Source organism: Streptomyces sp. STR69, from assembly GCF_024519455.1.
In the GTDB taxonomy this organism is placed as follows: domain Bacteria; phylum Actinomycetota; class Actinomycetes; order Streptomycetales; family Streptomycetaceae; genus Streptomyces.
Genome location: NZ_JALJRY010000016.1, coordinates 1 through 13,514, shown reverse-complemented (window position 1 = coordinate 13,514; position 13,514 = coordinate 1). Strand labels below are relative to the sequence as shown.

General features: G+C 66.7%; 14 protein-coding genes. 5 read left to right on the top strand and 9 right to left on the bottom strand.

The features are described 5' to 3' along the window. Window positions 1-59: 59 nt before the first annotated feature. Together trxB and trxA are read left to right on the top strand one after the other, a co-directional pair. The gene (trxB, locus tag OC490_RS28000; protein ID WP_262060793.1) at window positions 60-1,028 is read left to right on the top strand and encodes a thioredoxin-disulfide reductase; all 969 of its coding nucleotides are present in this window, start codon (window positions 60-62) and stop codon (window positions 1,026-1,028) included. Window positions 1,029-1,070: 42 nt separating this feature from the next. Further along, window positions 1,071-1,403 (top strand): thioredoxin, encoded by a 333-nt coding sequence (trxA, locus tag OC490_RS27995; RefSeq protein WP_007383275.1) that lies wholly within the window; start codon window positions 1,071-1,073, stop codon window positions 1,401-1,403. Between the two features lie 75 nt (window positions 1,404-1,478). On the opposite strand, the gene OC490_RS27990 is transcribed toward trxA, so the two are convergent. From OC490_RS27990 to rpmH, 9 genes are all read right to left on the bottom strand, one after another. Further along, window positions 1,479-2,096: a GNAT family N-acetyltransferase gene (locus OC490_RS27990; protein WP_262060792.1), complete on the bottom strand. Its 618-nt coding sequence runs from the start codon at window positions 2,094-2,096 to the stop codon at window positions 1,479-1,481. A 326-nt stretch (window positions 2,097-2,422) separates the two neighbouring features. Beyond that, entirely contained in the window at window positions 2,423-3,523 is a 1,101-nt protein-coding gene (locus tag OC490_RS27985; protein WP_262060791.1) for a ParB/RepB/Spo0J family partition protein, read from the bottom strand. After that, window positions 3,520-4,593, bottom strand: coding sequence for a ParA family protein (locus OC490_RS27980; RefSeq protein WP_078532690.1), 1,074 nt, complete (start codon window positions 4,591-4,593; stop codon window positions 3,520-3,522). The genes OC490_RS27985 and OC490_RS27980 overlap by 4 nt, the downstream gene beginning before the upstream one ends. A gap of 263 nt (window positions 4,594-4,856) precedes the next feature. Next, entirely contained in the window at window positions 4,857-5,573 is a 717-nt protein-coding gene (rsmG, locus tag OC490_RS27975; RefSeq protein ID WP_200716170.1) for a 16S rRNA (guanine(527)-N(7))-methyltransferase RsmG, read from the bottom strand. A 135-nt stretch (window positions 5,574-5,708) separates the two neighbouring features. Then, window positions 5,709-6,224 carry a protein jag gene (locus OC490_RS27970; protein ID WP_200716169.1) on the bottom strand — a complete coding sequence of 172 codons (516 nt, stop codon included), beginning with the start codon at window positions 6,222-6,224 and terminating at the stop codon, window positions 5,709-5,711. A 15-nt stretch (window positions 6,225-6,239) separates the two neighbouring features. After that, window positions 6,240-7,532 carry a membrane protein insertase YidC gene (yidC, locus tag OC490_RS27965; RefSeq protein ID WP_262060790.1) on the bottom strand — a complete coding sequence of 431 codons (1,293 nt, stop codon included), beginning with the start codon at window positions 7,530-7,532 and terminating at the stop codon, window positions 6,240-6,242. A gap of 3 nt (window positions 7,533-7,535) precedes the next feature. Then, complete coding sequence (yidD, locus tag OC490_RS27960; protein WP_262060789.1) at window positions 7,536-7,889, bottom strand: membrane protein insertion efficiency factor YidD; 354 nt, start codon at window positions 7,887-7,889, stop codon at window positions 7,536-7,538. After that, a complete protein-coding gene (rnpA, locus tag OC490_RS27955) occupies window positions 7,886-8,257 on the bottom strand; it encodes a ribonuclease P protein component (RefSeq protein ID WP_078532680.1) in 372 nt (123 codons plus the stop codon). Before rnpA ends, yidD begins: the two co-directional genes overlap by 4 nt. A 21-nt stretch (window positions 8,258-8,278) precedes the next feature. After that, entirely contained in the window at window positions 8,279-8,416 is a 138-nt protein-coding gene (rpmH, locus tag OC490_RS27950) for a 50S ribosomal protein L34 (protein WP_006381191.1), read from the bottom strand. 399 nt (window positions 8,417-8,815) lie between these two features. Between rpmH and dnaA the strand changes: the two genes are divergently transcribed. The 3 genes from dnaA to OC490_RS27935 all read left to right on the top strand — a co-directional run. Further along, window positions 8,816-10,759 carry a chromosomal replication initiator protein DnaA gene (gene dnaA / locus OC490_RS27945; protein WP_262060788.1) on the top strand — a complete coding sequence of 648 codons (1,944 nt, stop codon included), beginning with the start codon at window positions 8,816-8,818 and terminating at the stop codon, window positions 10,757-10,759. 1,090 nt (window positions 10,760-11,849) lie between these two features. Further along, a complete protein-coding gene (gene dnaN / locus OC490_RS27940; protein ID WP_262060787.1) occupies window positions 11,850-12,980 on the top strand; it encodes a DNA polymerase III subunit beta in 1,131 nt (376 codons plus the stop codon). 149 nt (window positions 12,981-13,129) lie between these two features. Continuing rightward, window positions 13,130-13,514, top strand: a 385-nt coding sequence (locus OC490_RS27935) for an NAD(P)-binding domain-containing protein (protein ID WP_262060786.1), incomplete at its 3' end; no start/stop codon positions are given.

Here is a 13,514-nt window from a genome sequence, read left to right as displayed (position 1 = left end):
GCTCTGACAGGGGCTCCCACCGGTCGTACTGACGCAGTCCAGAGACGAGGAACCAAGCCGTGAGCGACGTCCGAAACGTGATCATCATCGGCTCCGGGCCCGCCGGCTACACGGCGGCGCTCTACACCGCGCGCGCGTCGCTGAAGCCGCTGGTGTTCGAGGGCGCCGTCACCGCCGGTGGCGCGCTGATGAACACCACCGAGGTCGAGAACTTTCCGGGCTTCCAGGACGGCATCATGGGCCCCGAGCTCATGGACAACATGCGCGCCCAGGCCGAGCGCTTCGGCGCCGAGCTGATCCCGGACGACGTGGTCTCCGTCGACCTGACCGGTGAGATCAAGACCGTCACGGACACCTCGGGCACCGTACACAAGGCGAAGGCCGTCATCGTCACCACTGGCTCGCAGCACCGCAAGCTGGGCCTGCCGAACGAGGACGCCCTCTCCGGCCGGGGTGTCTCCTGGTGTGCCACCTGTGACGGCTTCTTCTTCAAGGACCAGGACATCGCCGTCATCGGCGGCGGTGACACAGCGATGGAGGAAGCGACCTTCCTCTCCCGCTTCGCCAAGTCCGTGACGATCGTCCACCGCCGGGACAGCCTGCGTGCCTCCAAGGCGATGCAGGAGCGTGCCTTCGCCGACCCGAAGATCAAGTTCGTCTGGGACAGCGAGGTCGCCGAGATCGAGGGCGACCCGAAGCTGGCCGGCCTCAAGTTGCGCAACCTGAAGAGCGGGGAACTCTCCGACCTCGCGGTGACGGGACTGTTCATCGCGATCGGCCACGACCCCCGCACGGAGCTCTTCAAGGGCCAGCTGGACCTGGACGGGGAGGGCTACCTGAAGGTCGAGGCACCCTCGACCCGGACCAACCTGACCGGTGTCTTCGGCGCCGGTGACGTCGTCGACCACACCTACCGCCAGGCGATCACCGCCGCCGGCACCGGCTGCTCCGCGGCTCTCGACGCCGAGCGTTTCCTCTCCGCCCTCGCGGATGAGGAGAAGGCAGAGCCCGCGAAGACCACCGTCTGACCCCCATCCGCCCCACCGCACGATCAAGTTAAGGAGCCCGCCGTGGCCGGCACTCTGAAGAATGTGACCGACGATTCCTTCGAGCAGGACGTCCTCAAGAGCGACAAGCCCGTCCTCGTGGACTTCTGGGCCGCCTGGTGCGGTCCGTGCCGTCAGATCGCTCCGTCCCTCGAAGCCATCGCCGCCGAGTACGGCGACAAGATCGAGATCGTCAAGCTCAACATTGACGAGAACCCGGGTACGGCCGCCAAGTACGGCGTGATGTCCATCCCGACCCTGAACGTCTACCAGGGTGGCGAGGTCGCCAAGACCATCGTCGGTGCGAAGCCGAAGGCCGCGATCGTCCGCGACCTTGAGGACTTCATCGCCGAGTGATGTTTCACGTGAAACATGAATGGGCCGACTCCCCGGAGTCGGCCCATTTGCTTTCGAGCTGTCGCTGACTGCTCCCTAGAGCGGCCGCAGCGCTGGTTCCTTCTGTACGGCCCCCAAGAGCCGGTCGAGCGCCAGCTCCACGTCTTCCTTCCAGGAGAGCGTTGTACGCAGCTCCAGCCGCATTCGCGGATGGGCGGGATGCGGGCGAACCGTCTTGAAGCCCACGGCGAGCAGATGGTCGGCAGGCAGTATGCAGGCAGGCTCTTTCCAGCGGGTGTCACCGAAGGCCTCGATCGCCTTGAAGCCCCGGCGCAGCAGATCTTTGGCAACCGTCTGCACCATGACTCGGCCCAGCCCCTGTCCCTGATAGTCGGGCATGATGAACGCCGTCATCAGCTGTACAGCGTCCGGTGAGACAGGGCTCGTGGGAAACGCCGTGGAGCGAGGAACGTAGGCGGGGGGCGCGTAGAGGACGAAGCCCACCGGCACGTCATCGACGTAGACGACCCGCCCGCAGGAGCCCCAGTCCAGTAGGACGGCGGAGATCCAGGCTTCCTTCTCCAGGGCTGTCGTGCCCGCTCTTACCGCGGCCTGGCCGCTGACGGGGTCCAGCTCCCAGAAGACGCACGACCGGCAACGCTGGGGAATGTCCGGGAGGTTGTCCAACGTGAGCGGTACGAGCCGACGCCCCATGAAGGCTGATCCTCGCTTCCTTCGCCCGCAGCGTCGCGGGCGGCTGTCAGAGCGCTGCGTTCCCTGAGCAGACTGCCGACGAACCCGCCGACCGCCCCCAGGCCCAGACCCGCGCTCACCAGTCCGGTGCGGCTCACCGTTCGCATGGCCCCCGCCTCCCCTAAGAGGTGCTGCCAGGTAGATGCGCCATACCCGATCGCATCGTATCCATGATGCGATTCCATCGATACCGACAGAAAGCAAAGAGCGAGCCGTGTTCCGGTACACACCGGACACGGCCCGCTCCGCAGGTGGGACGAACAAAACCCATGCCGTGGACGCACGGCTCAGGCTTCGTCCTCCGATTCGTCGTCCAGCAGGCTCCTCTGCAGGACCGGCCCCTCACCCGGAGCCAGCGAGCCGAGGATCCGCTCAAGGTCCTCCATCGAGGCGAACTCGACAGTGATCTTGCCCTTCTTCTGCCCCAGGTCGACCTTCACCCGGGTCTCGAAGCGATCCGAGAGACGCGTGGCGAGGTCGGACAGCGCCGGGGAGACCAGGGCGCCGGCTCGCGGTCCCTTGGAGCGCTGAGCGGTCTGGGGCCGTGAACCCATCAGGGTCACGATCTCCTCGACGGCCCGCACGGAGAGCCCCTCCGCCACGATCCGGTGAGCCAGCCGGTCCTGCTCCTCAGAGTCGTCGACGGAGAGCAGTGCCCGGGCATGGCCGGCGGAAAGCACTCCGGCCGCGACACGGCGCTGAACCGACGGCGAGAGCTTCAGCAGACGCAGGGTGTTGGAGACCTGCGGGCGGGAACGCCCGATACGGTCCGCCAGCTGGTCGTGGGTGCAGTTGAAGTCCTTGAGCAACTGATCGTAGGCAGCTGCCTCTTCGAGCGGGTTCAGCTGGGCGCGGTGCAGGTTCTCCAGGAGGGCGTCCAGGAGAAGCTTGTCGTCGTCCGTTGCCCGCACGATCGCCGGGATCGCTTCAAGCCCTGCCTCACGGCAGGCACGCCAGCGCCGCTCGCCCATGATGAGCTCATAGCGCGTCGGAGCGATCTGACGTACGACGACTGGCTGGAGGAGACCGACCTCCTTGATGGAGGTGACGAGCTCCTGCAGCGCGTCCTCGTCGAAGACCTCACGCGGCTGGCGCGAGTTCGGCGTGATGGAGTCGAGAGGCAGCTCGGCGAAGTGGGCACCGATGGGAGGCGCGAACGTCTCCACGGCGCCGTACGACGGCTCCTCCGTGTCGTAGGAAACCGGCGGCAAGGTGGTGACCTTCGCCGCGGCCACTCCTCGGTCGCCGGTGATGACCGGAACGGCCGTGGGGGACACGGATGCAGAGCCGCCTCCCATGGCGGCCGGAGCCACCGTCTTCTCCCCGGTCGGGGCTGCGGGGATCAGTGCGCCGAGCCCACGGCCCAAACCCCTCCGTCGCTCGCTCACTGGATGCCCTCCACCATGCTCTGGTCGCTCTGCGCGCCGATGTGCGCATGTGGTGCGTCGTAGCTGACGCCCACACCCTTCAGTGCGATTTCCCTTGCTGCTTCAAAGTAGGAGAGGGCACCGCTCGATCCGGGATCGTAGGTCAGTACCGTCTGCCCATAACTCGGTGCCTCGGAGATACGGACCGAGCGGGGAATGCTCGTCCGTAGTACTTCGTCGCCGAAGTGGCTGCGCACCTCGTCCGCGACCTGGGACGCGAGACGCGTCCGGCCGTCATACATGGTGAGCAGGATGGTCGACACATGCAGGTTGGGGTTGAGGTGGCCCCGGACCAGGTCGACATTGCGGAGCAGCTGTCCGAGGCCCTCCAGCGCGTAGTACTCGCACTGGATCGGGATGAGAACCTCCGCACCGGCGACCAGCGCATTGACCGTCAGCAGGCCGAGCGAGGGCGGACAGTCGATGAGGATGTAGTCCAACGGCTGCTCGTAGGCCTGAATCGCCCGCTGCAGTCTGCTCTCTCTCGCCACCAGGGACACCAGCTCGATCTCCGCACCGGCGAGATCGATCGTGGCAGGGGCACAGAAGAGACCCTCGACATCGGGAACCGGCTGAACGACCTCGGAGAGAGGCCTGCTGTCGACCAACACGTCATAGATGGAAGGAACTTCCGCGTGATGGTCGATCCCCAGCGCCGTGGAGGCATTGCCCTGTGGGTCGAGGTCGACCACCAGAACACGGGCCCCGTGCAGTGCCAGCGAAGCGGCAAGATTGACGGTCGTCGTCGTCTTGCCCACCCCGCCCTTCTGATTGGCGACAACCATGATTCGGGTCTGCTCGGGTCGCGGCAGGCCCTCGCCCGCACGACCTAGGGCTTCCACAGCCAGTTGGGCAGCACGACCGATGGGAGTGTCGTCCATAGGGGGCGGTGTTTCACGTGAAACATCCTCCCCCATCGACTCGGTACGGGGACCGGGGACCGGATCGGTCATCGGTCCCGCGATGTTGGCGTCGGACCGCAAGGATTCACTCTCCTCGACTTCAGGCTCGCAATGAACAGAGCCTCCCATGTCTTCAGGGTCGTGAACCAGTGAGGCCTGTTGTTCTGTGGAGAATTCCACCTCTGTGGACAACTCCGTGCCCTCTCCGAGTGATCCGAGAGGCTTCCGATCGCGGGGTTCGGCCGCGCGGCTGCGGCTGATGATGCCGTGGAGCAGTGAGCGACGTTTCACGTGAAACACGATGCACAGCAGCCGAGGCCGAACTGTCCGCGACACTCCGGCATGCGTAGGTTTGGCAGCTTGTGTGGAGTAAGTCTCGTCGTCAGGACGGATCAGCGACGACGGCGGGTCCGTCCGGTGCGCGCTGCCTTCGCGCGTTTGGCGGCGAAGCGGACGCCACCGGGACTCTCCCCCACCTCGACACGCACGACGGTGGACAGCGGATCCACGATGCCCTCGCCCACATGGAGGATGGACGTCTCCACGGCACCGAGCTTGCTCAGGGCCGTTGCCGCCGCCTTGAGCTCTTCCTCGGCGGTGTCGCCTTTGAGGGCGAGCATCTCTCCATAGGGGCGCAACAACGGGATGCCCCAGGTGGCCAGCCGGTCCAGCGGTGCCACGGCCCGTGCCGTCACGACATGGACAGGCTGCAACTTGCCCATGACCTCCTCGGCCCGACCGCGCACAACGGTCACATGGTCCAGGCCCAACAGTTCGACGACCTCGGCGAGGAAGTTGGTCCGCCGGAGCAAGGGCTCCAACAGCGTGATCTTGAGGTCCTCCCGGACCAGCGCCAGGGGAATGCCTGGCAGGCCGGCGCCCGAACCGACGTCGCAGACGGTCACGCTCTCCGGCACGACCTCCGAGAGCACCGCACAGTTCAGGATGTGCCGTTCCCACAGGCGGGGCACCTCGCGTGGGCCGATGAGACCACGCTGCACGCCCGCGTCGGCGAGCAGCTCGGCGTATCGGACCGCATCCTCGAAGCGATCGCCGAACACCTCGCGCGCCTCCTCGGGCGCAGGGGGAAGCTCCGCTGCCTCCGTCACGGGGGACCGTCCTTCCGTACCGCAAAAGCGCATGGGGCGCTGACCATCAGGACCACCAGAACTACAGGACTATCAGGCTGACAAAATTCGGCCCCGTCTGCTCAACAGACGGGGCCGGTGGAACTTGGGGACCGATCAGGCGGGAAGCACGACGACGAAGCGCTGCGGCTCCTCGCCCTCGGACTCGCTGCGCAGTCCCGCGGCCTTGACGGCGTCGTGCACGACCTTGCGCTCGAACGGGGTCATCGGGTTCAGCTTCACCGGCTCGCCGGTGTTCTTCACGTCGGCCGCGGTCTTGGCGCCCAGCTCGGAGAGCTCGGTGCGCTTCTTGGCGCGGTAGCCGGCGATGTCCAGCATCAGCCGGCTACGGTCCCCGGTCTCCCGGTGCACGGCCAGGCGGGTGAGCTCCTGGAGTGCTTCCAGCACCTCACCGTCACGGCCGACGAGCTTCTGGAGATCGCGGCCGCTGCTGTCGCTGATGATCGAGACAGCGGCGCGGTCGGCCTCGACATCCATGTCGATGTCGCCGTCGAGATCGGCGATGTCCAGCAGACCCTCAAGATAGTCCGCCGCGATCTCGCCCTCCTGCTCCAGGCGGGACAGGGTGTCTGCACCCTCAGCGGCGGCGGAGGTGGTGGTGCCTTCCGTCACGGGATGGACTCCTTCTTACTTCTTGGACGGGGACTTGGGCCGCTGCGGACCCTTGCGCTGTCCGGACTGGGCCTTGCTGCGGGTGCCGCCTGCGGGCTTCGGGGCAGCCTTCTTGGCAGCGGTGGCGGGCTTGGCGTCCTCGGGTTCGTCCGACTTGCTCAGCGAGGTCTTCGGCTCGGCGTCGTCGGCCGTGTTGTCGGCACTGTCGTCGGCCGACTTCGCGGCGGTGGACTGGCGCTGGGACTTGGTCTGCCGCTTGGGCTGCTGGCGCCGGGGAGCGGCCGTGGTGGGCGTACCGTCCTCGGACTCCACCGGGCTCTCGCCCTTCACCACAGTCCCGTCCGGCTGGGCCACGAGGCCCACCTTGGTGAGGCTGTTGACGAACTTGCGCTCGAACTCGTTGCGGTCGCGGCCCTTGGAGACGATCGCCTTGACGATGGCCCTCTCACCCCGGCTGCGGGTCTTCTCGTGGTGCGTGACGTGCTTGGTCAGGCGCTCCAGGTAGGCGGCCTGGGCCTTGGAACCCGGGGTCGGGTTGTTGCGGATGACGTACATCTGCTGGCCCATGGTCCACACGTTGGTGGTCAGCCAGTAGACGAGGACACCGACGGGGAAGTTGATGCCGAAGATGGCGAACATGACCGGGAAGACGTACATCAGCATCTTCTGCTGCTGCATGAACGGGGTCTTCACCGTGGTGTCGACGTTCTTCGTCATCAGCTGGCGCTGCGTGTAGAACTGCGACGCCGACATCATCACGATCATGATCGCGGTGACGACCCGGACGTCGGTCAGCGTGGCACCGAGGGCCGCGACCTTGCTGCTGCCGTCCGTGAACTTCGCGGCCAGCGGGGCACCGAAGATGTGCGCCTTCTGGGCACTGCCCAGCAAGGACTCGTTGATCACGCCGATGGTCTTGTTCGACGCGATGCCGTTGAGCACGTGGTACAGGGCGAAGAAGAACGGGGACTGCGCCAGGATGGGAAGGCACGAGGAGAGGGGGTTGGTACCCGACTCCTTGTACAGCTTCATCATCTCTTCGGACTGACGCTGCTTGTCGTTCTTGTAGCGTTCCTGGATCTTCTTCATCTCGGGCTGCAGGGTCTGCATGGCCCGGGTCGCCTTGATCTGCTTCACGAAGAGCGGGATCAGACAGATGCGGATCAGGATCACCAGGGACACGATGGACAGGCCCCAGGCCCAGCCCGTGTCGGGACCGAAGACCTTCCCGTACACCGAGTGGAACTGGACGATGACCCAGGAAACGGGTGTCGTGATGAAGCTGAAAAGACTGGCAATCGTGTCCACTAATCATGCTCCTTGGGCATGGGACGGTGTCTCTGCGGCCGGGCTCGAAGGACTCAGCCCTTCAGTGGCCGTTTCGGCGGCGGAGGTCCCGCCCTTGTCTGCGCGCCGTACGCCCCGCAGCATCTCGTGCCACCGCGGACGCTTGCGCGGCGGGACATGGTCCACACCGCCGAGCGACCACGGATTGCACCGCAGGATGCGCCAGGCCGTGAGCGCGGTGCCCTTGATCGCGCCGTGCCGGTCGATGGCCGTATAGCCGTAGTGGGAGCACGACGGGTAGTACTTGCACACCGGCCCGAGCAAAGGACTGATCGTCCACTGGTACAGCTTGATCAGTGCCAGTAGTGGGTACTTCATCGCGCGCCCCCTCCCAGCAGCCGCTGAACGGCGGCATCCAGGTCTTGGGCCAGCTGTGCATGGTCGGCGTCGCCCGCTCCGGGCAGCGCTCGTACGACTACCAGGCTACCGGGGGGAAACAGAGCGACTCGCTCACGCATCAGATGGCGAAGTCTGCGCTTCACTTTGTTGCGCACCACGGCGCCGCCCACTGCCTTGCTGACGACGAAACCCGCACGCGTCGGGGGAGCGCTCTCCCCTGGCGCGTGCGGGTCCGTGGCACCGCTACGAAAGTGGACGACGAGAAGCGGGCGGCCGGCCCGGCGACCCCGTCGTACCGCGGTCGCGAAGTCTTCGCGCCGCCTCAGCCGATGCTCGGTAGGCAGCACGACGTCATGACCTGATCGGGATCAGGCGGACAGGCTGGCGCGACCCTTGCCACGACGGTTCGCGAGAATCGCGCGACCGGCACGGGTACGCATCCGCAGGCGGAAGCCGTGGGTCTTGGCCCGGCGACGGTTGTTCGGCTGGAAGGTGCGCTTGCTCACGAGGGGGCTCCAGAAATAAATCGGTGGTTGCGGGTGCCGTCCTGGCTGTCACCGTGCGCCCACGAGTAGCTCGCAGTAACGCCCGAGTGCACCGCTGACCGATCACCCACATGCGATCTGTGCCCATCGGAGGCAGGCGGCAGCAGCCATCGACAACTCGACCTGGTCACGGTACGCGGGGCTACGCCATCCGGTCAAACCAGCAGTCACAGCGAGACACTATCCACAGGCTGGGGACAACAACTTGAACCGCACCCGTCGCCCTGACTACCGTGGCTGGACTCTGATTCGTTCCTTTGTCCCCTGCCCCGACACCTTTTTCCCCTGCGTCCCACCCGATTCACATCCCGTCCCGTCCGCGAACCACACGTTCGTGGGACCCGTTAGAGAGCGTGCCCTGTGGCTGACGTACCTGCCGATCTTGCCGCAGTGTGGCCACGAGTGCTGGAGCAACTTCTCGGTGAGGGGCGTGGGCAGGGTGTCGAGACCAAGGACGAGCACTGGATCCGGCGCTGCCAGCCCCTGGCACTCGTCGCAGACACCGCCTTGCTCGCCGTACCGAACGAATTTGCGAAGGGCGTGCTCGAAGGCCGCCTCGCGCCGATCGTCAGCGAGACCCTGAGCCGCGAATGCGGTCGGCCGATCCGTATCGCGATCACCGTCGACGACTCCGCGGGCGAGCCCCCGGGCCCGCCCGCGCCCCCCGCCCCGCCCCAGCGCCGCTACGAGGAACCCGAGCAGAACCGGGACCCGTACGAGGGCGGCTACGGCCGTCATCGCGCCGAACCGCTCCCGGGCGGCCCCGGCGACCAACTGCCCACCGCCCGCCCCGCCTACCCGTCGGAGTACCAGCGGCCCGAGCCCGGCGCCTGGCCGCGGCCGTCGCAGGACGACTACGGCTGGCAGCAGCAGCGGCTCGGCTTCCCCGAGCGGGATCCGTACGCGTCACCGTCGCCGGACCAGTACGCACCGCCGCCACAGGACCAGTACGGCTCGCCGGCACAGGACCAGTACGGGGCTCCGTCGAAGGACCAGTACGGCGCACCGCCCCAGGACTCCTACAAGCCGCAGCAGGACCAGTACGGTCCGCCGGGGGCGGAGTACCGCCCGCAGTCGATGGACCGTCCGTCGTACGAGCAGCAGCGCGCGGAGTACGAGCAGTCGCGGGCGGAGTACAACCAGCGCGACGCGCGCCGCGATCTGTCCGACTCGCGCTCGTCGTCGAACTCCGGTCATGTGCACCGCGGCGGTCCGGGGTCGACAGGACCGCTGGGCTCGAAGCCCGCGCCGGCGGCCGGCCCGGGTGAACCGACCGCGCGACTGAACCCGAAGTACCTCTTCGACACGTTCGTGATCGGCGCCTCGAACCGCTTCGCGCACGCCGCCGCGGTCGCCGTCGCCGAGGCGCCCGCGAAGGCGTACAACCCCCTTTTCATCTATGGGGAGTCGGGGCTCGGCAAGACGCACCTGCTGCACGCGATCGGGCACTACGCGCGGAGCCTCTACCCGGGCACGCGCGTGCGGTACGTGAGCTCGGAGGAGTTCACCAACGAGTTCATCAACTCGATCCGCGACGGCAAGGGCGACAGCTTCCGCAAGCGGTACCGCGAGATGGACATCCTTCTTGTCGACGACATCCAGTTCCTCGCGGACAAGGAGTCGACGCAGGAGGAGTTCTTCCACACCTTCAACACGCTCCACAACGCCAACAAGCAGATCGTGCTGTCCTCCGACCGGCCGCCCAGGCAGCTGGTGACGCTGGAGGACCGGCTGCGGAACCGTTTCGAGTGGGGCCTGACGACCGACGTCCAGCCGCCCGAGCTGGAGACCCGTATCGCCATCCTTCGTAAGAAGGCGGTGCAGGAGCAGCTCAATGCCCCACCGGAGGTGCTGGAGTTCATCGCCTCCCGCATCTCGCGCAACATCCGCGAGCTGGAGGGGGCGCTGATCCGGGTGACGGCGTTCGCGTCTCTCAACCGGCAGCCGGTGGACCTCGGTCTCACCGAGATCGTCCTCAAGGACCTCATCCCGGGCGGTGAGGACTCGACCCCTGAGATCACCGCGTCGGCGATCATGGGAGCGACCGCCGACTACTTCGGCATCACGGTCGAGGACCTGTGCGGCAGTTCGCGCGGGCGCCAGCTGGTCACGGCCCGGCAGATCGCCATGTACGTGTGCCGCGAACTGACCGACCTCTCCCTGCCGAAGATCGGCGCGCAGTTCGGCGGTCGCGACCACACCACCGTCATGCACGCCGACCGCAAGATCCGCGCCCTGATGGCCGAGCGCCGTTCCATCTACAACCAGGTCACCGAACTGACCAACCGCATCAAGAACGGCTGACAGCCGCGGAGTTACAACGCCGACGGCAGCAGGTCTACGACACCGAAGGGCGCCCAGGGATCTCTCCCGGGGCGCCCTTCGGCTTGCCGGAAGGCGCCCCGGGGAGTCCTCCAAGACGATCCGCAGCCGTTCTGGAGGCACTCCGAAGGCGGTCCGGAGCTGGTTTGGAGCTGGTTTGGAGGTGGTCCGGAGGTGGTTTGGAGCAAGCCGGGAGCCGCTTTGAAGCGGTCCAACGCCCTTCCGGGGCCGATCCCGCAGCCGCTCGGGACGCGTTCGCCGTCCATCCACAGCTGTGCGTAGACCGCCCGCTGTTCGAATACCCGCCGGGTTACGGCCACCCTCCACAGATTTGGTGACTTTCTTCCGTCCACATCCTGGGGACTGCGAAGTTGTCCAGAACGTGTCCACAGGCCTCGCGGGTGAGAGACCATCAGTCCAGGTCAGGTGCTTGTGGATTCGTGGACAAAAGATCTCCACAGGCTGTGGACAAATCCGTGATCCACAGGCTGGGGACGGAGTTGTCCACCGACAACCCACAGGCTGGGGTCAGTTGTCCCCAGCGATCCCCAGCTTCTCCACACCGCCGTCCACTGTTCGGCAACGCGACGCGCCATCTCACCGTGTCGAGTGAAAGGCGTCACACGAAGGTGCCGGGTTGGGCTGTGGGAAAGGTGGGTAAAGCTGGGGACGGCGCTGGGGAGAAGTGGCCCTCGGCTGTGCATGGGGTGTGCAGAACTTTCCGTTCTCCACAGAAACCCGAGGTTGTCCACCGCCGTCACCCACAGGACCGGTGGACAAAATTCCTGCTCTGAGCTGGGAAAACGGGGTTATCCACGGTATCCACAGCCCCTACTACTACTAGCAACTAGAGAGAGCTGGGAAACCGTTTCGAAGCGGGGCCTGTGCACAACTCGCGCTTCGTCGCCCGACCGCCCCTCGTCACGACTTGACCCCGAGGGGCACCTACTGTCAGTGCTGTGCGTCAGACTGTTCCCCGGTTGTCCTTCCCCTCACAGGGACCGACGACACCGAGACAGACGACAAAGCCAGGCAGGCCGAGAAGCGCCGGCAACAGCAGGAGGCGGCAACAGTGAAGATCCGGGTGGAACGCGACGTACTCGCGGAGGCAGTTGCCTGGGCGGCACGCAGCCTCCCGGCCCGTCCGCCGGCGCCGGTCCTCGCCGGCCTCCTGCTGAAGTCCGAGGAGGGACAGCTGAGCCTGTCCAGCTTCGACTACGAGGTCTCCGCACGCGTGTCGGTCGACGCGGAGGTCGAGGAGGAGGGCACCGTCCTCGTCTCCGGCCGGCTGCTCGCCGACATCTGCCGCGCCCTTCCCAACCGGCCGGTGGAGATTTCCACAGACGGTGTACGGGCGACGGTGGTCTGCGGCTCCTCACGCTTCACGCTGCACACACTCCCTGTGGAGGAGTACCCGGCGCTGCCGCAGATGCCGGGTGCGACCGGCACCGTCCCCGGTGAGGTGTTCGCCTCGGCCGCTGCCCAGGTGGCCATCGCCGCCGGGCGCGACGACACGCTGCCCGTCCTCACCGGTGTGCGCATCGAGATCGAGGGCGACACCGTGACGCTGGCGTCCACCGACCGCTACCGCTTCGCGGTCCGCGAGTTCCTGTGGAAGCCGGAGGACCCGGAGGCGTCCGCGGTCGCCCTGGTGCCCGCCAAGACGCTCCTGGACACCGCCAAGGCCCTCACGAGCGGCGACAGCGTGATCCTGGCGCTGTCGGGCTCGGGCGCGGGAGAAGGCCTCATCGGCTTCGAGGGCGCCGGACGTCGTACGACGACCCGTCTCCTGGAGGGCGACCTCCCGAAGTACCGCTCGCTGTTCCCGACGGAGTTCAACTCCATCGCCGTGATCGAGACCGCCCCCTTCGTGGAGGCCGTCAAGCGCGTGGCCCTGGTCGCCGAGCGCAACACTCCGGTGCGGCTGAGCTTCGAGCAGGGTGTGCTGATCCTGGAGGCCGGTTCCAGCGACGACGCACAGGCTGTGGAGCGGGTCGACGCGCAGCTGGAGGGCGACGACGTGTCGATCGCCTTCAACCCGACGTTCCTGCTGGACGGCCTGAGCGCCATCGACTCCCCGGTGGCCCAGCTGTCCTTCACGACCTCCACCAAGCCCGCGCTGCTCAGCGGCAGGCCGGCCCTGGACGCCGAGGCGGACGAGGCCTACAAGTACCTGATCATGCCGGTCCGCCTGAGCGGCTGAGCCGTACCGACGAGAACACCGCAGGTCGGGGCATACCGCCCAGTACTTTTGAGCGCGTATGCCCACAGGTGTGCATGACCGTCCGGGTTTAGGCTCGGACACAGGTACGCAAGTGCCTTCATGCCACGTCGCACCCTAAGGAACAACTGATGGAGCTCGGTCTCGTCGGCCTCGGCAAGATGGGCGGCAACATGCGCGAGCGCATCCGCCGCGCAGGCCACACCGTCATCGGATACGACCGCAACCCGGACCTCGCCGATGTCCACAGCCTGGGAGAGCTTGTGGACAGGCTCAAGGCCCCCCGCGTCGTGTGGGTGATGGTCCCGGCCGGTGCCGCCACCCAGTCGACCGTCGACGAGCTGGGCGAGCTCCTGGAGCCCGGTGACGTCGTCGTGGACGGCGGCAACTCGCGCTGGACGGACGACGAGAAGCACGCCGAGGAGCTGGGTGCCAAGGGCATCGGTTTCGTCGACGCGGGTGTCTCCGGCGGTGTGTGGGGCCTGAAGAACGGCTACGCGCTGATGGTCGGCGGCG